Raw genomic sequence first — 22,871 nt, forward strand, 5'->3', positions numbered from 1 at the left:
GCGGCCTGCCTGGAGGCCTGGGCCGAGGCCTTCACCGAGGCGGCGAGCTCCTCGGTCGTGGCCGCGGTCTCCTCCAGCGACGAGGCCTGCTCCTCGGTGCGCTTCGACAGGTCGTCGGCGCCCATGGTGATCTCGCGCGCGGCCAGGCCGACATCCGCCGAGGTCGTCTGGATCGTGCGCACCGTCGAAGACAGCCGGTCGACCGTCTCGTTGATCGCGCCCTTGAGCTCGGCGAACTTGCCGCGATAGGCAGTCTCGATCCGGGCGGTCAGGTCGCCGCCCGCCACCGCCTGCAGGGCGGCGGCGAATTCGGATGTGGCGGAATCAACCACCGCATTGATCTCGTTGATGCCGGCCACCAGCTTCTGCATCTGCTCGTCGGCATGCTCGATCTCGAGCCGCGCCGAGAAATCGCCCGACGCCGCGGCCGCGACGACCTCACCGACATCCGTCACCACTGCTTCCATCGACTGCACCCGCGCCAGGCGAGCGGCCGAGGCTGCGCGCTCCTGCTCCTGAAGCACGGCAACCTGCTCGGTGCTCTCGCGCAGGACTGAAACCGCGCGCGCCATCGCGCCGATCTCGTCCTGGCGTCCGATGTGAGGCACCTCGAGCTTGGTATCGCCAGCGGTCAGGCGCTGCATGACGCCGCCCAGATCAATCAGCGGCCGCGTGATCGAGCGTTGCGCGAACAGCAATGCCGCGGCCAGTGACGCCAGCAGCGCCGCCAGCAGCACGGTCGGCAAGATCCATTGCACCTGCTTGGTGAAGACATCGGCCTCCTGTCCGAGCGCATTGGCGGCTGCCTCATTCTGCGCGCCGAAAGTAACGAGGACGTCGTTCAGCGCCTTGCGGTTGGCGCGGTTGAGCTCGTTGTTGCCCTGGGCATTCGCCGCCGTCGTCGAGACCTCGCGGCCAAGGCGGATGGTCTCCGAGCGGAAGGTGATGAATTCGCCGATTGCCTTTTCGATCCGCGTCACGCCCTCATTTGCGGGCGCAAGCCGCTTCAGGTCCGTTGTCAGCTTGCGCAGCTGCTCGAAGCGGCTTTCCATCCCCTTGGCGAAAGGCTCGGCCTCCGCCGCAGCTTTCGACATGTAGACACCGCGTGCCTCCATCACCACGCCGGTGACGAGGCCGTTGAGCCGCTCGGTCAGCAGAGCGATGTCGCCCTGCAGGCTCGAGCGTTGGTTGAGGTCGTTGGCCCGCGACAAGGCGTAGAGGCTGAGCCCGGCCGAGACGATGGCGCCGACTGCGACGATTGCCAACATCGCGACGATCTTGATGCGAATGGACTTCAAGGACCCGGCCTCCCCGGCCTGTTGGTCCGCTGAATCGAGGCGCATCTCTGGCGCATCTGACCCAGCCGGAGTTTTTGATTGGTTAGGCATCGGCATGGTCGCTGCCGCAATGCGTCCAGGAGATCCGAGCCATGCGCGATTCGCCGCCTCTGTAGCGGAAGCCGGAGCATCGATCGTCGCCAGTTGCCGTCGCGACATCTCCGGATTCGCTGCCAAATCGCTAAATAAATGCTTAAAATCGGAGCTTATCGCCTTGTTTAGAACCAATAAAAGCTCCTGCACGCGCGACACCGGCCTCTGAATTCCCGCAATGATTGCAGTGCGCTCGTCGCCTCCCGTACAGGAATTATGATTGTTGCTGATTCGTCACAGCTTATGTCCGCCACAATTTCGCCACGCACTGTTCACCCCACGGCCACGTCGCGCACCTTGAAAGAGGCATCGGGACATGGCGTTGGAACTTGAGCGTCGCTCCCTCGTTACCCGTCGCCCGCCAGATTCACCCATCGAGCCCCATTCATGTCCTTCGTGCCCTACGCCTTCGCCAGCCTCCCCCTGAAGCGCCTCGCGGCGCTGCTGATGCCTCTTCTGCTCGCGGCCTGCGTGAGCACGCGGCAGGAGCCTTTCGAAGCGGCGCACGCACCTGGCGTCAGCCCCGAATACCTCGCCATGTATGGCGAACAGCCCGATGAGACCTATCCGCTGCCGGCGACCGATATTTCGGAGGTCGATCCGAAGTTCCTGCGCCAGGAAGTGTCCTACCCGACACGCGAGCGGCCCGGCACCATCGTCGTCGATACCGACAACCGCTTCCTCTATCTCGTCCGCGAGAACGGCCGCGCCATCCGCTACGGCATCGGCGTCGGCAAGCAGGGCATGTCCTGGCGCGGGCGCGCCACCGTCGGCCGCAAGGCAACATGGCCGCGCTGGACTCCGACGCCTGCCATGATCGCGCGCGATCCCCAGAAGAACGGCCCCTGGGCCGGTGGCATGCAGGCCGGCCTCGACAACCCGCTCGGCGCACGCGCCCTCTATCTCTACCAGGGCGACCGCGACACGATGTACCGCATCCACGGCACCTCGGAGCCCTGGTCGATCGGCCAGTCGGTCTCCAGCGGCTGCATCCGGATGTTCAACCAGGACATCATCGACCTGCACAGCCGGGTGCCGACCGGGACGACCGTCGTCGTGCTGAACCGCGGCACCTTGCTGAAGCCGGCCCCGGGCGAGGAGTTCGACGAGTTCACCTCCGACACGATGTGAGGCCAGGGCCATGTCCGATCCAACAGGATCGGACATGGCCCTCGGACTTCGCCTCGACGCGGTTTTCAGGCAGACCGGTATCCACGTCGCTCGAGAACGCTTTAGCCGACGGTTCCGGGGCACCGCCTTGATACCGTCACACGCACCCACCACCTCTTGATGCGGCGGCGCGACCGCGCCGCCCAGAACAAGAGGAGATGACGATGACGCCGCAAGAACGCGACGTGATCGCCGGGATTTTCGACCGCCTGAAACAGGCGGCCAACCAGCCCCGCGACCCCGAGGCTGAGCGCTTCATCTCAGAGCGCCTGCGCGAGCAGCCCTATGCACCCTACGCCATGGCGCAGGCGGTCTATGTGCAGGAACAAGCGCTGACCAACCTGCAGGCGCAGGTCGAGGATCTGCAGGCGCAAATCCGCGATCTGCAGAGCCGGCAGGCGGAGCCCGCCCCCCAATCCGGCGGCTTCCTGTCAGGCATCTTCGGCGGCGCGCCACGCGCGCCCGAACCGCAGCGCCCGGGCTCGGTGCCGGCCTTCCCGCAGCGCTCGGCGGGGCAGCCCTCCCCGGCCTGGAACAGCCCCCAGCCCGGCCCGATGCAGGCGGCTCCGATGCAGGCGCCCCAGCCCGGCCCCTGGGCCGGCCAGGCGGCTGCGCCCCCGGCGCCGTCAGGCGGCGGCTTCATGGCCAGCGCGCTCACGACCGCGGCCGGCGTCGCCGGCGGCATGGTGCTCGGCAATGTCCTGACCAATGCCTTCGGCGGTCATGGCGGCGGTGCAGCCAAGGCGGCCGATCTGGGCTCGATCTCGGACAGCGCCAAGTTCAACCCGCCGACGCCCGACGCCACCAAGAGCAACGACGCCGCCAGCACGCAGAATGCGGGCGACAATGCGAATTACAATGACGGCTCGTCCGATCCGGCGAACTACCAGAACGCCAACGCCGACGTGCCCGCCGATGACGGCTATGACGACGGCTCCAGCTTCGCCGGGGATGACGACGATAGCTGGACCTGATCGCTAGAGCAGGATGCGAGAAAGTGGGAACCGGTTTTTCGCATTGATCCTGTTCGGACTCTTAAGAAGAGAGCCGTTGACGCGCAGGGTCGACAAACACGAAGCCCGCCCGGTTCGCGCCGGGCGGGCTTTCGTTTTTTCCGATCAGTTTTCGCGCGGGTTCAACCCGTCACTGCGAGCATAAGCGAAGCAATCCAGAGGTTTGCGCGAGCCCTCCTTGATTGCTTCGTCGCTCACGCTCCTCGCAATGACGATGCGAGCCGGATGATCTCAGATCACCAGGACCTTCGCGCCGACGCGGACGCGCTCATAGAGGTCCATGACATCGTCATTGGTCATGCGGATGCAGCCCGAGGAGACCGCCTGGCCGATCGTATAGGGCTCGTTGGTGCCGTGGATGCGGTAGAGCGAGGAGCCGAGATACATGGCGCGCGCGCCCAGCGGGTTCTCAGGCCCGCCCTGCATGAAGCGCGGCAGGTCGGGGCGGCGCTTCAGCATCTCGGCCGGCGGCGTCCAGCTCGGCCATTCCGCCTTGCGGCTGACCGTCTTCATGCCCGCCCAGGAGAAGCCGGGGCGACCGACGCCGATGCCATAGCGCAAGGCGCGCCCGCCCGGCTGAACCAGGAAGAGGAAGCGCTGCGGCGTGTCGATGATGATCGTGCCCGGCTTCTGCGGGCCGTCATAGGCGACCTCCTGCTTGCGGAAGCGCGGATCGATGACGCGCTCGATCGGGCGCTCCATCTCTGCGGGCTGGCCGAGCGCGGCCATGCGGCGGCCGGGCGCACGCGGCTGGGCCGCGGGCTCGAACGGATCGGCCGGATAAGCCGCAGGCTGGGTGCTACGCCCATAGGTGGCATAGGCGCCCGGGCGATTATAAACCGCCCCACCCCGGCCCATCGGCGTCGGGTCGCGGCCGGTCATCAACATCTCGATGAAACCGCCGCCGTAATTGCCCCGCCCCGAGGCGGCGGTCGCCATCGGATCCCCCGGCAGCGGCTGGGCATAGTTCTGGGCCAGGGCCGGCCCGCTCAGCACAAGGGCGGCGAGCGGCAGGAGAAGGACTGGGCGCATGACGCAACTCTCTCGACATCAATCTGCCGGAGAGCCTGCCGAGCGGCTGGAGAAGGAATGGTGAATCGTTGACTCTGCGGCGCGCGGCGGGCGGTTAATCCCGCCAAATCAACGAATTAACCTTAGCGATCCGGCAAGGGACAGGGTGAACGAAGCGTTTCCGCGCCTTGCCTCAGGCGCCCGCAGGTGCCCTTCTCAACCGCGCCCTATCGCCGCGTCGCCCACCAGAGCCGCGCCGTCGTGCGGCAGCGCGCGACATCGCAGGCAAGGATGAGCGCGCCATAGACCGCAATGCCAATGGAGACCTGCAAGGCGAGTTCGAGCGGGGCGGAGAATTGCCGCCGCAGCGGCCAGATCACGGTAGCCATCACGACCGTCGCCAGCACGACGAGGGCGCAATCGCGCAGCGGCGGCAAGACCGGCAGAGCGCGCATGGCGGCCGTCGCCATCACCGCGAGCACGACCAGGAAGGCCGCCGTCTGGCCGAAGGCGTAGGCCGCAGGCCCCAGCGTCGACGCCAGTCCGAGCCCGAGCGCGAGATTGACGCCAAGCCCGAGCAGCGCGGCAAGCGTTGCGATGCCGGTGCGCTTGCCGATCAGGAAGACCGGATAGAGGGCGGCCTGAAAGATCGTGATCGCCGCGAAGCCCGGGATCAGGATCGCCATATAGGTGGCGAAACGGCCCTGGAAGCTCGGCGGCACGATCAGGCGGTCGAAGGCCGGCAGCACCATCCACAGCCCGACAGCGACCGGCAGGGCGACCATCAGCACGAGCGGGACGTTCTTGGCGATGCGCTTTTGCGCGGCGATCCGGCCGCGCGTCTCGTCGAGGCGGATGATCTCGCGCAGCAGCACGATCTCGAGCGTCGCCCCCAGCGTCCCGAACAGGCGCAGGCCCATATCGGAGGCGAGCGAGAAATAGCCGGCCTCGGCATAGCCCTGCGCATCGGCCAGCAGCGAACGGTTGAGCAGCGGGATCAAGGAATAGATCGCATTGCCCGCCACGAGCGGCAGTGCGTAGACGAAGAAGCTCCAGGCGACGTCCTTGCGCGCGGCGGCGAGTGAGAGCGGTGCATCGGCAAGCGCGCGGCGCACCGCCAGGAGCGAGACCGCGGCGCTGAGCAGGCCGCCTAGCAGCACGACCGTCGGATCCCGCGTCAGCCAGGCCCCGCCGACCATCAGGATCAGCGCCATGATGTTCTTGACGATGATCAGCCGGGCATAGGCGGCATCGAGGAAGCGGGCCCGGGCGATCGCGCCGTGATAGTCGAACAGCCCCGCACCGATCCCCGCCAGCACCGAGGCCGCGAGCAGCATCGCGGGCAATTTGAAGTCGATGCCGACAGCGACGGCGACGACGAGCAGACCGCAAAGCGAGATGCTGATGCCCGCGACCAGAAGATCGAGCGTCGCGCGGATCTCGGGCTGGGTCTCGCGCGTCTTCAACGAATAGAAGCGCAGGGCCGATATCTTCAGCCAGTCGAGCAGCGCCGTATTGACCAGCACGATGATGGCCGCGCCTATGGCGTAACGGCCGAACTCGGCCGGGCCGAGGAAGAAGGCGATGAGCAGACCGAGGACGAAGTTCAGCCCGGCATTGATGACGAAGGGCAGCAGGACGGTCATGTCGTCTCGGTCTCGGCGCCAATGCGGCAAGGGTCCCTCGACTCAGGCGAAAGCCGGAATCGTGCCGTCTCACTGGCCTAACCGGCTGGGTGCGGTTTTCCAAGCGGGAGCAGCGCGTGCCTTCACCCCCATAGCCCTCGTCCTGAGGAGCGATCCGCAGGATCGCGTCTCGAAGGATGATCCAGGAGGCGCTGCCACCGCGAGCTGGAGCATCCTTCGAGACGCAAGGCTTCGCCTTGCTCCTCAGGATGAGGGCTCGAAAAACCGGTTCGTCCCCGCCATGGCAGCCCCCATCATCTGATGCCGAGCGAAGCGCTGTTCTACCTCGTCGGCTGGGCGACGACGCTCGTCATCGCCATCGGCAAGAGCGCCTTTGGCGGCGGGCTGGCCATTCTCGGCATTCCGCTGCTGGCGATCGTCACCGAGCCGCTCGACGCCGCGATCATGGTCGCCATGCTGGTCTCGCTGATGGACATGATGGCGCTGCGCAGCTTCGGCGCCTCGACCTGGTCGAAGCCCGATCTCGCCTGGCTCCTGCCCGGCCTCGTCGTCGGAATCGGCATCGGCTATCTCGTCTTCGTCCGGATCGATCCGCGTATCGTCACGCTTCTGATCGGGCTGACGACGCTTGCCTTCACCGCGCAATGGTTCCTGAAGGGGCGGCTCGCGGCTGCGGGCTCGCGCCCGGTCTCGGGCAAGCTCGCTTTGCTCGCCGGCACGGCCTCGGGCTTCACCACCTTCGTCGCGCATGCGGGCGGACCGCCGGTCGCGATGTATCTGCTCGGGCGCGGCCTGCCCAAGAGCACGCTGGTGGGCACGACCATCGCGCTCTTCACCCTTGGCAACTGGCTGAAGCTGCCGCCTTATTTCGCGCTGGGGCTGAAGCATACCGAGGCCCTTTGGGGCGCGCTTGCGCTCGCGCCGGCCGTGCCGATCGGCATCTGGCTCGGGCATGTCGTGCACCGCAAGCTCGACCAGAAGACGCTGTTCATCTGGTGCTACGGCCTGCTGGCGGTCGCTGCCGCGAAGCTTTCGGTCGATGCGGCGCTGGCGCTGTTGCGCTGAGGGAATGCGGACTTGCGGAACCGCACTCTATTCGTGCAACCGCATAAGCCTTAAGCGGTCATCATGACCGCCCTGCTCCCGCCCATCCGCGACGCCCGCGATTCCGATTCCGAGCCGCTCGCTGCCCTGATCGCCGCGAGCTTCGCGGAGTATCCGAACTGCTTTTTCGAATGGTCGGAATTCCCCGAACTGCGCGCGCCCGCCAGGCACTTCGCCGGGAAAGGCGGCCGGCTCTGGATCGCCGACGCGCCCGGCGGCGGCATCGCCGGCTCGCTCGGGGTCGTGCCCGTGCCGGAGCAGAACGCGGCCGAGATCGTCAAGGTCTATGCCGACCCGGCCTTTCGCGGTTCCGGCCTGGCGCAGGCACTGTTCACAGAAGCGCTGCGCTTCGCGCAGGCCGGCGGCTATGACGAGATGATGCTGTGGTCCGATACGCGCTTTGCGCGCGGCCACCGCTTCTACGAGAAGCTCGGCTTCGTGCGCTGGCCGGCTGCGCGTTACCTCGCCGACGTCTCCGAGACCTGGGAATATCATTTCCGCAAGCGCCTGACCGGCGTCTCGGCATGACGCTGCCGACGGCGCTCCGCGGCGTTCTCGGCATCGCGCTGCTCACCGCCATGGATGCGGTGGTCAAGGGGCAGATGCGCGAGCACCCCTTCTTCCTGGCCCTGTTCATGCGCTTCGCCATGGGCAGCCTGTTCGCGCTTATCTTCGTCGCGCTCGCCCGCCCGCCGCGCCCAACGCGGGCAAGCGTGATCGGCAATACGATCCGCGTGCCGGTCGTCGTGCTCACCGCCGGCAGCTTCTTCTATTCGGTCTCGCTGCTGCCGCTGGCGGAGGCGCTGACGCTCGCCTTCCTGGCCCCCGTGTTCGTCGCGCTGCTGGGCGCCCTCCTGCTCAAGGAAAAGCTTAGCGGACGCGTCTTCCAGGCACTCGGCTTCTGCCTCGCCGGGATGCTCATCATGGTCTGGCCGCGCCTGCAGGGCCATGTCACCAACGCCGAGCTCGGTGTCGCGGCCGCCCTGTTCTCGGCCGTGGCCTATGCCTTCAACCTGGTCCTGCTCCGGCGCATCGCGCAGAAGGAGCATCCGGCGATCATCGTGCTGTTCCAGAATGGCGGGCCGGCCTTGTGCCTCGCCATTCCCGCCGCGCTCGCCTTCGTGCCGATGAACTCGGCCGACATCGGGACCTATGCCCTGGCCGGCGCACTGGGCGTCGGCGGGCATTTGCTGCTGGTCTCGGCCTATGCGCGCGCCGAAGCCTCGCGCCTTGCGCCGCTCGAATACACCGCGCTGATCTGGGCGAGCCTGCTCGGCTACCTGATGTTCGGCGAGGTGCCGCTGTTCACGACCTTTGCGGGCGCCTTGCTGATCGTCGCGGGCGCGGTGGCGGTGAGCCGGAGGTAGAGCAACTTCCGACCTAATTTGATCGCTCTATTACTCAAGCTTGTTGTTTTAACGCGTTTTCTCCGCGCAAACGCTTCGCGTTTATCGCGGGGAAACCGGTATCGACTTCGCTCTAGAACGCTTCAAGGCCTCAAGCGGCGGCGCAATAGGCCTCGATGCGATAGCCGTCCGGATCGACCACGAAAGCCGCATAGTAATCGGGACCATAGGCCTCCCGCAGGCCGGGCCGGCCGTTATCGGCTCCGCCCTGAGCGATCGCGGCGGCATGGAACGCATCCACGCTCTGCCGCGTCGGCGCGACGAAGCAGAAATGCAGGTTCGAGCCGGGATCGGGCGGCACCGGCCTCGCGACCGCCCCGAGCCAGAAGGCGACGGCGTCCCGGCCATAGCCCAGCGAGGTCTCATCCTCGCTCAGGCAGCGATAGCCGAGCGCGCCAAGCGCGGCATCGTAGAAGCGCTTCGAGCGGGCGATCTCGCCAACGCCGATGGAAACATGATCGAGCATGGTCGTCTCCTTCTCAGTGTGGATCAGGGCGTCGTACGGCGTGCCTGGAAATCGGCCTGCAGCCTCCAGCTCACGCCGTCATCGGACGAGACTTCGCCAAGCCAGCGAAAGGAATCGCGCGTGATCTCGGTAAAGCGCCAGCGTATCGCGACGCCGTCCCCGGCAGTGCCGTGCTGGACGATGTCGCGGCCTTCGGCGCGGCCGATCTGGCGCGCGTAATATTGCTTCAGCGGGTCGCTCCAAAGGATGTGCCAGGCATCGAGCGCGGGGTCGTAGACCCGCAGCGTCGTGCCGTGGAAGAAGCCGGGCAGGATCCAGACATCCTGAATCGCGCGCCCCTCCAGAACCCAGCCGAAACCGATACGTCCCTTGGCCTCATGCCGGGTGCCGTCATCGGCATGAATGACGGCGTCCATCGTCCAAGCGCCGATGAGCCAGCCATAGAGCGCCAGTCCGCCGACCCTGTCGGGCGCGGGCGCAATGGCGTGAAGCATGTCGAGGAAGGGCGCTGACTCTGCTGCCATGTTCGGGCTCCCGCTGGAGGCATACCCCTCGATCTAGAGCCCCCGCCCCTCCCGGCGCTTGGGGAAAATTGCTAAACTGCGGTGATGGCTGCGACCTCACATCTCCTGGCCTCGGGCCCCGGCTGGCGCGTGCGCGACATCGTCTGCACGGCCGGACCGGGCGAGCGCGTCTTCGAGGAGCAGCACGCGTATTGTTGCATTGCAGCCGTGACGAACGGCAGCTTCGGCTACCGCTCACCCCAGGGCACCGCGCTGCTGGCGCCGGGCGCACTCCTGCTCGGCAATCAGGGCGCCTGCTTCGAATGCAGCCACGACCATGCTGCCGGCGACCGCTGCCTCGCCTTCCAGTTCGACCCGGCCTATCTGGAAGACATCCTTGCCGGCGTCCCCGGCGTGCGGCGGCTTGCGTTCTCGCGCGCCCATCTGCCGCCGTCTCCCGCACTCGCGGGGCTGATGGCCGAGATGGCGACCAGAGCGTTTTCGAGCGAAGTGGATACCGGCTCGCCCGCGACAAACGCGAAGCGTTTGCCCGGAGAAAACGCGTCAAGCCTAAGGGCGAGAGCCATTGAACGACCCAAGCCGGTCGGAAATTGCTCTGGCGGCGGCGCTGCCGCCTATGAAGAGCTCGCCGTCCGGCTCGCCGGCGCGGTGGCGGCAAGGCTCGTGGACGAACCGCCGGCAACCGCCGCGCCGTCGACGCGCGACGCCCGCCGCGTCACCCGGGCCCTGCGGCGCATCGAGACGCGCTCCCAGGAAACGCTGAGCTTGACCGAGCTCGCCCGGGAGGCGGCGATGAGCCGCTATCATTTCCTGCGGACATTCAAGACGCTGATCGGCATGACGCCGCATCAGTTCCTGCTCAGGACGCGCCTGCACCGCTCCGCGCTCCTGCTGCGCGGCTCGGAGCACGGGGTCGCGCGGATCGCCTTCGATTGTGGGTTCGGAGATCTCTCGACCTTCAACCGCCACTTCCGCCTGGCGATGGGCAAAAGCCCCAGCGCCTATCGCCAGGATAGCCGCGCCGCCTAGATATGCTGTCGTCGCACGGATCCCAGCCAGGCCATCGCTGTCGCCGGAAAGTCAGGCCGGTCTCGGTGCCGAGCGCGGGCAGCTCACCGCCATCTCAGGTGCGGCGGTCGCTTTGCCCGACACACAAAAAAGGCCAAGCAAAAGCTTGGCCTTTCTTGAATCATGACTGTCGACGATGCCAGTACATCCGTGGTCATCGTCGAAGACGCAGTCAGCTCACGCGGCCTGGAGCTGCTCGGCAGCCATCTTGCCAGACTTGTTGTCGCGGGCGACCTCGAAGCCGAGCTTCTGGCCCTCCTGCAAATCGCGCATTCCAGCGCGCTCGACGGCGGAGATATGGACAAACACATCCTGGCTGCCGTCGTCAGGCTGAATGAAGCCGAAACCCTTGGTGGAATTGAACCATTTCACTGTGCCGGTGGTCATGAGAAACCCTCCTTTTGGCAAGACCTGTCGTTCGCCGAACGAGTGCTCAGCGAGTTCAGAACGATTTCGAAAGGGGGAGTTCATCAGAGCCGCGCCGAAGCGCGAAAATAACAAGGACCGTCCAAGCAAATATCGACAAAATCCAGATTAACCGCTCGCGCTAATAATGTCAATGATTGATTATCGCACATCGCAATAATACGCTCTAAAGAGCGATGATCACTGAAAACAGTACATTGGTTCTGGAGCTTCGACGCATTGGGCGCCTTCAGCGGGCGCATCCGTGTCGCCGTTCCTCGCATGGGGGTCGGCGAGGGAGCCGCCACGACCTTATCCCTGATCATCCATGAGCTGGCGACAAACTCGCTTAAATATGGCGCGCTTTCAGCCGATACGGGTACGCTCGACGTTTCAGGGTCTTCCGACGACGACGAAACCACGATCATCTGGACGGAACGGGGCGGGCCTTCCGTCGAACCTCCCAATGGAGCCGGCGGGTACGGCAGCAAGCTCGTCATTCGAAGCATATCGAGCCAGCTCGGCGGTTCCATAAGCTATGACTGGTCGGCCGATGGGGTCATCGTGACCCTCAAGATGGGAACGAGCAAGCTCGCAAAATAAGCCGCGTTTCTACTTGATGCCCGCCAGGACCTCCAATATCTGCGCCGCCCGATAGGGCTTTTGCAGGAACACGGTATCTTGAGGCATATCGGCAGGCGCAGGCTGCGGGCGTCCTGATGCGACGATCAGGACGATAGGTGGCCAGCGTTGCCGAATTGCGTGGATCAGCTTCAGGCCGTCCATGGATCCGGGCATCTCGATATCGGTAAAGACAACCCGGATGTCCGAGCGGGTTTCCAACAGGATGACGGCCTCATCGGCGCCAATCGCCTCGATGACCTCGTAGCCCCCATCCTCGATCATCGCGACAGCATCCATGCGGATCAGGGTGTCGTCTTCGACGACAAGGACGACGGGGGCGGACATGGCAGCTCCAGGTTGTATCCCTCCAACTGCCCTGGAGCCGTATGGTTGCGTCGGTTCGCAATGAAACTGATCGCCGATGCTCAACCCACCGCCTCGACGCAAAAGGCGCGCCCTCCCCGGTCGAGCCAAGGTGAGGCAGCCAAGCCGACGTAGTTAGGGCGTTTTCGCCGGAAAGATCAGGCAGGTCTCGGTGCCGTGCGCGAGAAGTTTGCCGCGCTCGTCGACGAGGCGGCCTTCGGTCGTCGCGACCGTGCCGCCGCGATGGATCAGCTTGCCCTCGCAACGCAACGTGCCGCTATCGGGCATGACCGGGCGGACATAATTGAGCTTCATCTCCAGCGTCGTGTAGCCCTCGCCCAGCTTCAGCGTGGTGTGTGCGGCGCAAGCCATGGCGGAATCGAGGATCGTCGCCGTCCAGCCGCCATGGATCGTGCCGAGCGGGTTGAAGAAGCGCACCGAGGGCTTGCCGACGAAGACGACGCGCCCCTCCTCGACCTCGACGAGATCGAGATCCATCGCCTCCGCGATGGGCGGGCCGGGATGGCGGCCCTCGACTATGCCGCGCAGGAAACCGAGCCCGTCCTCGGCGAGCAGCACGTCCCGCGTCACCACCCCGAATCTACGCGTCATCGTGGCCTCTCACCTATTGTGTAGCTACACGTTAAGTGGATCGAGGACCACCGGTCAAGCCGCGTCTCATTCCGCCAGGCGTGCCACGCGGCGCAACGCCTTCAGCCCCTCGCGGGTTTCGCTCCAGCGCTCCCTGCCGAGGCCGCCCTCGATCCGCTCCTGCGCCTGCTGCCAATAGGGGATGGCGGCCTCGATCGCCGCCCTGCCCTTTTCGGTGACGGCGTAGACCGAGGCGCGGCCCTTGCAGGCGACGGGAACGATCAGCGCCTCGGCCGCCAGCAATTGCAGATTGCGGGTCAGCGAGGTGCGCTCCAGGGCGAAACGCTCGGCCAATTCGGTGACGGAGCGCCAGGCGCCGGTGCTGAGCGCCGACAGCAGCACGAACTGCGTGATCTTCAACCCGCTCGGGCGCATCGCCTCGTCATAGGCGCGCGTCACCGCCCGCGCCGTCATGCGCACATGCAGCGCCACGCAGGAGCGGGCGATATCGTCGAGCCGGGGATCGGGCGCAGCTGTCGTCATTCCGCCATGCTAGCGTGTTCAACCAGCTTTGGCAGCAAGCCCCGGCACAGCCCCGCATTCACTTTATCGCCGGATGATTTCTTGACTCTCCGAGGGGACGCGCCTATCTCCCCGCCATCGGTTAGCACTCGATAGCTGAGACTGCTAACAGATGCCCATCGCGGGTTCGCCATCGAGCACCCGCATCGAATTAGATCCAAGAGGAAGACAGAACCATGAAGTTCCGTCCGCTGCATGACCGCGTTGTGGTCCGTCGCCTTGATGGCGAAGAGAAGACCAAGGGTGGCATCATCATCCCCGATACCGCCAAGGAAAAGCCCCAAGAGGGTGAAGTCATCGCCGTCGGCCCGGGCGGCCGCGACGAAGCCGGCAAGCTGACCCCGCTGGACGTCAAGAAGGGCGATCGCGTCCTGTTCGGCAAGTGGTCGGGCACCGAGGTCAAGATCGATGGCCAGGATCTCCTGATCATGAAGGAATCCGACGTCATGGGCGTCATCGGCTGAACGCCAAGCGACCGCCCATCCCCGTTTTCATGTAAGGAGTAGCTCTTATGGCTGCCAAAGACGTCAAGTTCTCCACCGACGCACGCGACCGCATGCTGCGCGGCGTCGAAATCCTCAACAACGCCGTCAAGGTCACGCTCGGTCCCAAGGGCCGTAACGTCGTGATCGACAAGTCGTTCGGCGCCCCGCGCATCACCAAGGACGGCGTCACCGTCGCCAAGGAGATCGAGCTCGCCGACAAGTTCGAGAACATGGGCGCCCAGATGGTGCGCGAAGTGGCCTCGAAGCAGAACGACGCCGCCGGCGACGGCACCACGACCGCCACCGTTCTGGCCGCCGCCATCATGCGCGAAGGCCTGAAGTCGGTTGCCGCCGGCATGAACCCGATGGATCTGAAGCGCGGCATCGATCTGGCTGTCGAAGCCATCGTCGCCGACCTCAAGAAGAACTCCAAGAAGGTCACGTCCAACGCGGAAGTCGCGCAGGTCGGCACCATCTCGGCGAACGGCGACGAGTCGGTCGGCAAGATGATCGCGACCGCCATGCAGAAGGTCGGCAACGAGGGTGTCATCACCGTCGAGGAAGCCAAGACCGCCGAGACCGAGCTCGACGTCGTCGAGGGCATGCAGTTCGACCGTGGCTATCTCTCGCCCTACTTCATCACCAACGCCGAGAAGATGGTCGCCGAGCTCGAGGATCCCTACATCCTCATCTTCGAGAAGAAGCTGTCGTCGCTCCAGGCGATGCTGCCGATCCTCGAGGCCGTCGTTCAGACCGGCAAGCCGCTGCTGATCATCGCCGAGGACGTCGAGGGCGAGGCTCTGGCCACGCTCGTCGTCAACAAGCTCCGTGGCGGCCTGAAGGTCGCGGCCGTCAAGGCTCCGGGCTTCGGCGATCGCCGCAAGGCCATGCTTGAGGATCTCTCGATCCTGACCGCCGGTCAGATGATCTCGGAAGACCTCGGCATCAAGCTCGAGACCGTGACGCTCGCCATGCTCGGACGCGCCAAGAAGGTGCGCATCGAGAAGGAGAACACCACGATCATCGACGGCGCCGGCAAGAAGAAGGACATCGAGGGCCGCGTCGCGCAGATCAAGGCGCAGATCGAGGAGACCACCTCGGACTACGACCGTGAGAAGCTCCAGGAGCGTCTGGCCAAGCTCGCTGGCGGCGTCGCGGTGATCCGCGTCGGCGGCGCGACCGAAGTCGAAGTCAAGGAGAAGAAGGACCGCGTCGACGATGCCCTGAACGCGACCCGCGCTGCGGTCGAAGAAGGCATCCTGCCGGGCGGCGGCGTCGCCCTCCTGCGCGCCCTCTCGACCGTCAAGGCGATCAAGACCGCCAATGACGACCAGAAGACCGGCGTCGAGATCGTCCGCAAGGCGATCATGGCCCCGGCCAAGCAGATCGTCGACAACGCCGGTGATGACGGCGCTGTCGTGGTCGGCAAGCTGCTCGAGTCCAAGGACTACGCCTTCGGCTACAACGCCCAGACCGGCGTCTACGGCGATCTGGTCAAGGCCGGCATCATCGACCCGACCAAGGTCGTGCGCACGGCGATCCAGGACGCGGCTTCGATCGCTGGCCTGCTGATCACCACCGAGGCGATGATCGCCGAGCTGCCGAAGAAGGACGCCCCGATGCCCCCGATGGGCGGCGGCGGCATGGGCGGCATGGATTTCTGATCCAAGCCAGCCTTCGCTCCTTGCGAAGACTATGGAGGCCCGGCGCAAGCCGGGCCTTTTTCATGTCCGGCCGATGACAATTTGCTGATCTTCCGGTGCCGCCATTGAATGGCCGCATCCTCTGCGACATGGTCAGAATCGCGATGGCATCTCGTCATCCCCAGCCCATTTCCGCAGGATCCTCGCCCATGCGCCCCTTGAGCATCGCCGTCGCCGTGCTTGCCGTGATCGCCCTTATCCTGGGCCAGCAGAGCGGCAGCGCCGGAGCCATCGGCATGGGCGTCATCGGGCTGCTGCTCGCTGCGGCGACATGGCGGGCCCTCGCGATCGCGACCTTCCTCAGGATCTTCTCGGTCATCTTCGGCGTGGAGTACGTGCTCACCGGCGCCGCCTTCCTGGTCGCCCAATCCGGCGCCTGGCCCCAGGCCTGGCAGGCGCTCGTGCCGCCGGCCAGCCTGACGATCACGATCGCGGTCTTCGGCCTGATCGTCTACGCCATCTCCTTCGTCCCTGGCATCGCGCGCATCGCCAGGCTGGCCTCGCCCTATTTCGAGGCCCCCGAGCTGACCACCGGACATCTGTGGCCCTTGAAGTCCTTTCGGATCGGCGCCGGCCGCCTCGGCACGTTCCTGCTGGTCTTCCTGGTCGTCATCAATCAGTTGCAGGTCGCCATCTCGCTGCGGCTGAGCTTCTTCAACCGCGACTTCTACAACGCGATCCAGGAAAAGGACGCCGCCAGCTTCTGGTATCAGCTCGTCTTCGTCTTCAGCGTCTGGGCGGCGATCCTGGTGATTTCGAACCTGATCGAAATGGTCGCCAACTATACGCTGCTGATCCGCTGGCGGCGTTGGATGGCGGAGAAGTTCAGCAGCGCCTGGCTCGACAATTCCAATCACTACAGGGTCTCGCTCGCGGGAAGTGCCGACAACCCCGACCAGCGCATCGCCGAGGACACGCGCGCCTTCGTCAACAACACCTATAATTTCGCGCTGCCCCTGCTCACGCAGGTCTCCACGCTCGTCTCCTTCTCGATCATCCTGTGGTCGATCCCGGTCGCGAGCGTCCTGCCCGGTACGGACATCACCGTTCCCGGCTTCATCTTCTGGATGGCGCTGATCTATTCCGTCGCCGCGACCTGGATCGCCCATCTGATCGGGAAGCCGTTGATCGGACTTGAATTCGAACAGGAGAAACGAGAGGCGAATTTCCGCTTCTCGCTGGCGCGACTGCGCGAATATTCGGAGCAGATCGCGCTCATGCGCGGTGAGGATGCCGAGCAGAAGCACCTGAGCGGGCGCTTCGGCGATATCGTCACCAACTTCTACAGGCTCGTCTGGGCGCGCGTTCGGCTGACCACCTTCACGCTCTCCTTCGGCCAGGCCAACGTCGTCGTGCCCTATCTGCTGCTCGCGCCGCATTATTTCTCGGGCAAGATCACGCTGGGCATCATGACACAGGTCGCCTCGGCCTTCGACCGCGTCCAGACCGCGATGTCCTTCTTCATCGATCGCTATCAGTCGATCGCCTCCTATGTCGCCTCGATCAACCGCCTCACCACCTTCGAGGCCGCGATCGCACAGGCGGCCCGCTCCAGCGACAAGGGCATCCATAACGTGTCCGCCAAGGGCGAGGCTGTGCATATCGACGAGGCCACGCTCAGCCTGCCCAACGGCCAGCCGATCGTGCGGGTCCGCGATCTCGACCTCGGCGCTGGCCAGCGGACCCTGGTCATCGGCCCCTCGGGCTCGGGCAAGTCGACGCTGTTTCGCGCCATTGCCGGAATCTGGCCCTTCGGCCAGGGCAAGGTCGGCATCCCGGCCGGGGCCGAGATCATGCTGCTGCCGCAGCGCCCCTATCTACCCCAGGGCAGCCTGCGCGCGGCTCTTGCCTATCCCGCGCCGGCGGATGCCTATGGCCAGGCCGAGATCAAGGCGGCGATGCACCTGACCAAGCTCGACCATCTTTCCGAACGACTCGACGAGGTCGATCTCTGGGGCCAGCGTCTTTCCGGCGGCGAGCAGCAGCGCCTGGCCGTAGCACGCGCCCTGCTGGCGAAGCCCGACTGGCTCTTCCTGGACGAGGCGACGGCCTCGCTCGACGAGAAGCTGGAAGGCGAGATCTATGCCGCTATCGAGCAGGCGCTGCCGCAGACCAAGATCGTCTCGATCGGCCACCGCTCGACGCTGCGGGCGATGCACGATTCGATCGTGATCATGCAGCCGAACGAGGACGGCACATTCAGCCCCAGGGCGGAAAGCCGGGAGATGGTCGGCTAGGGCATCCGCCCGAAAAGGGGGAATCGGTTTCCAAGACAAGCCGCAAAGCGCCGCAGGTTCGCGGTCCCTCGGAGGGCGTCATTCTCGGGCTTGCCCCGAAAATCTCATGACCAGAATGCTCTGGTTTACGAGATGCTCGGGTCAAGCCCGAGCATGACGGTGCGGATCGTGGCTCCCGCTCTCAGAGACCGCGGTCGAAGCGCAGCTCGCCGGCCGGGCCCTTGACGACCAGCTTGCCATCGACGAGGTCCCAATTGCGGGCGGCGCGCAGCACGGTGAGATAGGCGCGCTCGAACTCGAGCAGGCCCTTGTCGCAGGTCCGCTTGGTCAGGGCGATCGGCCCAACTGCGAGGCCTTGCTGGCGCAGCGGATAGGCGGCCGCCGAGAAGGTGTTGCAGCCGCCAAAGCCCGTGCCGCGCAGATTGGCGTCGATCAGGAAGGTGGCGCGGCGATCGGAGATCGGCTTGCCGTTCAGCGAACTTGCGGCCCAGGAGGCGCCGACCGGGAAGGACTTCTCCTGCTCGGCTGGCGGGATCTGCTGCTGTTGCTCCTGGGGTGCCTGCCGGCCGCGCCGGCTTTGGGCCTCGGCAGAACCAGCCATGAGCGAAGCCATCGGCACGAGCGCGGCGAGAAGGGCGGCATAGCCAAAGCGTCGGTTCGTCATTCTATCACCCGCAGTCATGCCCGTGACGATAGCGCACGGGTTCTCCCTGTTGAAAGCGCGTAACGGCGTATTGTTCCGGGATCAATCAGGAAGGTGAGCCATGGACCCGAATTGCGGGATTTATGGGGCCTGCGCCACCGACATCAGCAATCTCCGCCGCCCCGTCTCCGGCGCGGCGGCTAGAGCGTTTTCGCGCGAAGAAAATGCGTCAAAACAAAGGCCTAGGGCAATTGAACGATCCAGCAGGATCGTGCAATTGCCCTAGATGCGCGCCAGCAGCCGCTCGATCAGCGGATTGGCCTTGCGGAAGACGTAATCGGGCGCGCTCACCGTGATTTCGTCCGCGCCCGACCGCGCGAGATGCTCGACCAGCGCGAAAACCGACTTCACCGGGCAGTGCAGCACCTGCACGCCGCCCTGCCCGGCCAGGCCGAAAGGCAGCCTCGCGCCGAACCGGGTGGTGATCGTCTCGAGCGCTTCCGGCGTCACGCCGATATCGCGGGCGCGGATCTCTCGCACGGTGCGCGCCTCTTCCTCGGCGGCGATTCGCGCCAGGATGGCGGTCGCCGCAGTGCGCGCCCGCGCGCCCCAGGGCGCCCGCACGGAGGCGACGAGATTGGCTTCCGACGCCAGCATCACGCCATCGTCGAGCACCTTCAGCGCGTTGGCCGCCAGGGTGCTGCCGGTCGTGGTGATATCGACCACGATCTCGGCCGTGCCGGCCGCGGGCGCTCCCTCGGTCGCGCCCAGGCTCTCGACGATGCGGTAATCGGCAAGGCCGTGCTGCGCGAAGAAGCGGCGGGTCAGGTTCACGTATTTCGTGGCGACGCGCAGCTTGCGGCCCTGGCGGGTGCGCATGGTCGAAGCGACATCGTCGAGATCGGCCATGCTGCGCACATCGATCCAGGCCTGGGGCACTGCGACGACGACATTGGCGTGGCCGAAGCCAAGCGGGGTCAGCATCTCGACGGCGGCATCCGCATCGGGAACCTGCTCGCGCACCAGATCCTCGCCGGTGACGCCGAGATGGGCCGCGCCCGAAGCCAGCTGGGCGACGATCTCGGAGGCAGAGAGGAAAGCGACTTCGGCCCCCTCAAGCCCGGCGATGGTGCCGCGGTAATCGCGCGCGCCGCGCGACTGCACGAATTTCAGCCCGGCACGGCCGAAGAAGGCGGTGGCGTTCTCCTGCAGCCGGCCCTTGGAGGGGACGGCGAGGACGAGGGCCGGATCGCTCATGACTTGTCTCCCGCCAGCCGGTCGAGCCAGAGCGAAGCGCCCACCGCCGGAATGGAACCGGGCGCCCCGAGCCGCCCCAGCACATGGTCGTAGCGCCCGCCGCCGGCGACCGGCTTGCCGTCGGCGCGGGCGGCATCGTGCAGTTCGAAGATGAAGCCGGTGTAGTAGTCGAGATTGCGGGCGAAACCGGCAGCGAAGGCGATCTGCGTCACATCGACCCCGCGCACGGCAAGGAAGCCGGTGCGCTCGTCGAAGGCGTCGAGCTCACGGCCGAGATCGAGCGAGGCGCGCTCGGCCAGCGCGCGCAGGGAGGCCGACGCCGTATCGGGATCGCCGGAGATGGCGAGCACTTGGCCGAGCAGCGCCTTGACGTCGGCATTGACCGGGTTCTCACGCTCGGCCGCCCGCGCCAGGAAGCGCTCGGCGATGTCACCGGCCGTGCGGCCGCCCACCGTCGAGATGCCGGCGATCGACAGGACATCCTCGACGAAGGCTTTTGCGGCCTTGGGATCCTGGCCTTCCAGCGCCTTGAGCAGGCCGGCATGAGCGGCATCGCCCTCAGGCTGCGGGGCGTCGAGCGCCGCGGTGGCATCTGCGCCCTTGCCCTGCACCGCCGCGCGCATGAAGCGACGGCGCGCGCCCTGAGGCACGGCGAGCCCGTCGAGCAAGGCGTTGAGCAAGGCGACATCGCCCATCACGATCTTCGACTGGGCGAGCCCGAGCGCGGCGGCGGCCTCGATCGTCAGCGCCATGATCTCGGCGTCGGCGGCGGCGAAATCCGTGCGGCCGAAGGATTCGAGCCCGGCCTGCGAGAACTCGCCGGGCTCACCCGAGCGCATGCGGAAGACCGGACCGGCATAGGCGTAGGCGGCAGGCTGCGTCGAGCGCGCGGCGATGTGATCGAGCGCGACGGGAATGGTGTATTCGGGCCGCAGGCACCAGTCGCGCCCCTCGGCGTCCTGCGTCATGAAGATGCGGCGGCGGATATCCTCACCGGAGAGGTCGAGGAAGACATCGGCGGGCTGCAGGATCGCCGGTTCGGCGCGGCCATAGCCCTCGCGCGCGAAAAGCGCGATCACGGTCTCGATGCTGGCGCGGATGGCGGGCACGGCGGTTGATCCTGTTGCGGCCGCTGTCCTAGCAGCGGCGTGCGGTATTTTCGACGGTTTTTAGGGAATTGGGTGAACGGGATTCGGCAGGGCGCGGGAAGGGCCGACGCCGCTTCCCTTCTCCCGGATGGGAGAAGGTGGCCCGGAGGGCCGGATGAGGGTGTGCCGTTGCAATGTAAAGCGCAACGGCTCCGTCGTGCCTTGACGATCGGCGGCGGGCCCTCATCCCTGCCCTTCTCCCATCCGGGAGAAGGGTTCCCCGCGTTTCACTTGTAACGCGCTAGAACCTCCTTGACGCCTTCAACGAGTTGGTTGGCCGGGCGTGTGATCTGCGCCTGCGCCTGCCGCTCCTTGTGCTCGGCGGAATCCTTGACCTCGCGCCCGGCGGCAGCGAGCTCGGCCCCCAGGATCAGGTCCTTGATGATCACGGTGCCGGCGTCCCGTTCAGAAGAACCTTGAATGACCGCGCAGACCGCGCCGCGCTTGTCCGCATATTTCATCTGGGCGTTGAAGCCCGACGAGCCGAGATAGAGGTCGGCCCGCAGCAGGGGCTTGCCCGCCTCGTCCCTGGCCTGACGAAGCTGCGAGACGAAAGCCTGATAGCCCGGCATGTGCTCGGGCGACTTGTTGTCCATTGCGGTGACGACGACGAGCGGGAGCTCCGCCTTGGCGTCGACGATCGGCGATTTCACCGCCTTCAGCGCCGAATAAAGCCTGGACACGCCGATCGAGAACCCCGTCGCCGGCACGGGCTCGGGCCGGAAGCGGCCGACAAGCCCGTCATAACGCCCGCCGCCGGCGACAGAGCCGAAGCGCACGACCTGGCCGTCATCATTGGTCACGGGGAAGGTCAGTTCGACCTCGTAGACCGGGCCGGTGTAATATTCCAGGCCACGGACGACAGAGGGGTCGATGATGATGCGGCCAAGGTAGCCTGCTCCGCTAATGAGCGCATTTATCTGCTCTAGCTCATCAATCCCTTCGCCCCCGGCATCTGCGCCAACAACGAGCTGGCGCAACTCCTGTAGAGCCGCAGACGACAGCTCAGCTGATTTGGCTAGATTGTGCCCGTAAGCCTTGCCGAGATCAGCCAGATTCTTGCCTATGTCGAGATAGCGAAGGATTTTATCTGTCTGCGCTGCCGAAAGGCCCGCTCCTTTGGTGAAGTCTCCACTCTCGTCCTTGCGCCCCTCGCCAAGCAGTTTCCCAACTTCGTCGAGAGAGAATTTGTCAGCCTTATCGATGGCACGCAGAACGCCTAGGCGCTGAACAGCATCAATACCAGCGGCGTCCATCACGCCGTCGAGCACTTTTCGGTTGTTGACCTTGACGACATAGTCGCCGCGTTTGATCCCGAGCGCTTCCATCGTATCGGCGGCGAGCATGCAGATCTCGGCATCGGCGGCGACCGAGCCCGCCCCGACGATATCGGCGTCGAACTGCATGAACTGGCGGAAACGTCCCGGACCCGGCTTCTCGTTGCGGAAGACGTAGCCGGCGCGATAGCTGCGATAGGGTTTTGGCAGCGCGTCGTAATTCTCCGCGACATAGCGGGCGAGCGGCGCAGTCAGGTCATAGCGCAGCGAGAGCCACTGCTCGTCATCGTCCTGGAAGGAGAAGACGCCCTCGTTGGGCCGGTCCTGGTCGGGCAGGAATTTGCCGAGCGCGTCGGAGAACTCGACGAAGGGCGTCTCGACCGGATCGAAGCCGTAACGCGAGAAGCTCTCGCGGATGACGCCGAGCATGCGCTCGGTCGCCGCGACGTCGGCGGGGCCGCGATCGACGAAACCGCGCGGCTGGCGGGCTTTGAGCTTGTCGGGCTTCGACATGGAACTTCGCTTCTCTCAATCGTGCCGGGCGCTTGCGGGCGCCATAAGTGTTGCGCGAGGGGTTAGCCCGCTGGCGCGAAGGGGGCAAGCGCGGCGGCTCGGGGATCCATCATAGAGCGTCATTCTCGGGCCTGCGCCCCGAGAATCTCATGCCGGAAGGGGTGTCGGCAAAGGCAAGCTCTCCATCACGAGATGGTCGGATCAA

23 protein-coding genes are annotated in these 22,871 nt (G+C 65.7%); 10 read left to right on the forward strand and 13 right to left on the reverse strand.

Annotated elements, in window-relative coordinates:
- A partial coding sequence (locus tag CYD53_RS28190) for a HAMP domain-containing protein (RefSeq protein WP_181012061.1) occupies positions 1-1,298 on the reverse strand: 1,298 nt, incomplete at its 3' end.
- Positions 1,299-1,817: 519 nt separating this feature from the next.
- On the opposite strand from CYD53_RS28190, the gene CYD53_RS28195 reads away from it, so the two are divergent.
- Together CYD53_RS28195 and CYD53_RS28200 are read left to right on the forward strand one after the other, a co-directional pair.
- Complete coding sequence (locus CYD53_RS28195) at positions 1,818-2,561, forward strand: L,D-transpeptidase (protein WP_103721406.1); 744 nt, start codon at positions 1,818-1,820, stop codon at positions 2,559-2,561.
- Between the two features lie 203 nt (positions 2,562-2,764).
- A complete protein-coding gene (locus tag CYD53_RS28200; RefSeq protein ID WP_103721437.1) occupies positions 2,765-3,574 on the forward strand; it encodes a DUF2076 domain-containing protein in 810 nt (269 codons plus the stop codon).
- A gap of 270 nt (positions 3,575-3,844) precedes the next feature.
- Here CYD53_RS28200 and CYD53_RS28205 read toward each other — a convergent pair whose 3' ends face one another.
- Positions 3,845-4,645 (reverse strand): L,D-transpeptidase, encoded by an 801-nt coding sequence (locus tag CYD53_RS28205; protein WP_103721407.1) that lies wholly within the window; start codon positions 4,643-4,645, stop codon positions 3,845-3,847.
- Between the two features lie 206 nt (positions 4,646-4,851).
- Complete coding sequence (locus CYD53_RS28210) at positions 4,852-6,270, reverse strand: lipopolysaccharide biosynthesis protein (protein WP_103721408.1); 1,419 nt, start codon at positions 6,268-6,270, stop codon at positions 4,852-4,854.
- A gap of 300 nt (positions 6,271-6,570) precedes the next feature.
- Between CYD53_RS28210 and CYD53_RS28215 the strand changes: the two genes are divergently transcribed.
- The 3 genes from CYD53_RS28215 to CYD53_RS28225 all read left to right on the forward strand — a co-directional run bounded on the left by CYD53_RS28215 (position 6,571) and on the right by CYD53_RS28225 (position 8,741).
- The gene (locus CYD53_RS28215) at positions 6,571-7,335 is read left to right on the forward strand and encodes a sulfite exporter TauE/SafE family protein (RefSeq protein WP_103721409.1); all 765 of its coding nucleotides are present in this window, start codon (positions 6,571-6,573) and stop codon (positions 7,333-7,335) included.
- Between the two features lie 63 nt (positions 7,336-7,398).
- Entirely contained in the window at positions 7,399-7,902 is a 504-nt protein-coding gene (locus tag CYD53_RS28220) for a GNAT family N-acetyltransferase (protein ID WP_103721410.1), read from the forward strand.
- Positions 7,899-8,741, forward strand: coding sequence for a DMT family transporter (locus CYD53_RS28225; protein WP_103721411.1), 843 nt, complete (start codon positions 7,899-7,901; stop codon positions 8,739-8,741). The genes CYD53_RS28220 and CYD53_RS28225 overlap by 4 nt, the downstream gene beginning before the upstream one ends.
- A gap of 130 nt (positions 8,742-8,871) precedes the next feature.
- On the opposite strand, the gene CYD53_RS28230 is transcribed toward CYD53_RS28225, so the two are convergent.
- Complete coding sequence (locus tag CYD53_RS28230; protein ID WP_103721412.1) at positions 8,872-9,246, reverse strand: VOC family protein; 375 nt, start codon at positions 9,244-9,246, stop codon at positions 8,872-8,874.
- Between the two features lie 23 nt (positions 9,247-9,269).
- A complete protein-coding gene (locus tag CYD53_RS28235; RefSeq protein ID WP_103721413.1) occupies positions 9,270-9,770 on the reverse strand; it encodes a hypothetical protein in 501 nt (166 codons plus the stop codon).
- An 84-nt stretch (positions 9,771-9,854) separates the two neighbouring features.
- On the opposite strand from CYD53_RS28235, the gene CYD53_RS28240 reads away from it, so the two are divergent.
- Entirely contained in the window at positions 9,855-10,799 is a 945-nt protein-coding gene (locus CYD53_RS28240; RefSeq protein ID WP_103721414.1) for a helix-turn-helix domain-containing protein, read from the forward strand.
- A gap of 216 nt (positions 10,800-11,015) precedes the next feature.
- Here the strand turns inward: CYD53_RS28240 and CYD53_RS28245 are convergent, their stop codons facing one another.
- Positions 11,016-11,225, reverse strand: coding sequence for a cold-shock protein (locus CYD53_RS28245; RefSeq protein WP_057193656.1), 210 nt, complete (start codon positions 11,223-11,225; stop codon positions 11,016-11,018).
- 258 nt (positions 11,226-11,483) lie between these two features.
- Here CYD53_RS28245 and CYD53_RS28250 point away from each other — a divergent pair, with 258 nt between their 5' ends.
- Entirely contained in the window at positions 11,484-11,846 is a 363-nt protein-coding gene (locus CYD53_RS28250) for a sensor histidine kinase (protein ID WP_181012062.1), read from the forward strand.
- A 9-nt stretch (positions 11,847-11,855) separates the two neighbouring features.
- Here the strand turns inward: CYD53_RS28250 and CYD53_RS28255 are convergent, their stop codons facing one another.
- The 3 genes from CYD53_RS28255 to CYD53_RS28265 form a co-directional block, all read right to left on the reverse strand.
- Positions 11,856-12,212, reverse strand: a complete 357-nt coding sequence (locus CYD53_RS28255; RefSeq protein ID WP_103721415.1) for a response regulator — start codon at positions 12,210-12,212, stop codon at positions 11,856-11,858.
- A gap of 153 nt (positions 12,213-12,365) precedes the next feature.
- Entirely contained in the window at positions 12,366-12,842 is a 477-nt protein-coding gene (locus CYD53_RS28260; protein ID WP_103721416.1) for a PaaI family thioesterase, read from the reverse strand.
- Positions 12,843-12,908: 66 nt separating this feature from the next.
- Complete coding sequence (locus CYD53_RS28265) at positions 12,909-13,364, reverse strand: MarR family winged helix-turn-helix transcriptional regulator (protein ID WP_181012063.1); 456 nt, start codon at positions 13,362-13,364, stop codon at positions 12,909-12,911.
- Positions 13,365-13,579: 215 nt separating this feature from the next.
- On the opposite strand from CYD53_RS28265, the gene groES reads away from it, so the two are divergent.
- The 3 genes from groES (at position 13,580) to CYD53_RS28280 (ending at position 17,828) form a co-directional block, all read left to right on the forward strand.
- A complete protein-coding gene (gene groES, locus CYD53_RS28270) occupies positions 13,580-13,867 on the forward strand; it encodes a co-chaperone GroES (RefSeq protein ID WP_069690314.1) in 288 nt (95 codons plus the stop codon).
- A gap of 47 nt (positions 13,868-13,914) precedes the next feature.
- On the forward strand, positions 13,915-15,552 hold the full coding sequence (gene groL, locus CYD53_RS28275) for a chaperonin GroEL (RefSeq protein WP_103721417.1): 1,638 nt from the start codon (positions 13,915-13,917) through the stop codon (positions 15,550-15,552).
- A gap of 188 nt (positions 15,553-15,740) precedes the next feature.
- The gene (locus CYD53_RS28280; protein ID WP_103721418.1) at positions 15,741-17,828 is read left to right on the forward strand and encodes an ABC transporter ATP-binding protein/permease; all 2,088 of its coding nucleotides are present in this window, start codon (positions 15,741-15,743) and stop codon (positions 17,826-17,828) included.
- Positions 17,829-18,009: 181 nt separating this feature from the next.
- On the opposite strand, the gene CYD53_RS28285 is transcribed toward CYD53_RS28280, so the two are convergent.
- From CYD53_RS28285 to hisS, 4 genes are all read right to left on the reverse strand, one after another.
- Positions 18,010-18,492, reverse strand: coding sequence for an META domain-containing protein (locus CYD53_RS28285; protein WP_103721419.1), 483 nt, complete (start codon positions 18,490-18,492; stop codon positions 18,010-18,012).
- A gap of 261 nt (positions 18,493-18,753) precedes the next feature.
- Positions 18,754-19,728, reverse strand: coding sequence for an ATP phosphoribosyltransferase (gene hisG / locus CYD53_RS28290; protein WP_103721420.1), 975 nt, complete (start codon positions 19,726-19,728; stop codon positions 18,754-18,756).
- Entirely contained in the window at positions 19,725-20,837 is a 1,113-nt protein-coding gene (locus tag CYD53_RS28295) for an ATP phosphoribosyltransferase regulatory subunit (protein ID WP_103721421.1), read from the reverse strand. The genes hisG and CYD53_RS28295 overlap by 4 nt, the downstream gene beginning before the upstream one ends.
- Positions 20,838-21,103: 266 nt before the next feature.
- Positions 21,104-22,666: a histidine--tRNA ligase gene (gene hisS / locus CYD53_RS28300; RefSeq protein WP_103721422.1), complete on the reverse strand. Its 1,563-nt coding sequence runs from the start codon at positions 22,664-22,666 to the stop codon at positions 21,104-21,106.
- Positions 22,667-22,871: the final 205 nt, after the last annotated feature.

The organism is Allobosea psychrotolerans (genome assembly GCF_002917105.1).
GTDB classification, from domain to species: Bacteria; Pseudomonadota; Alphaproteobacteria; order Rhizobiales; family Beijerinckiaceae; genus Allobosea; species Allobosea psychrotolerans.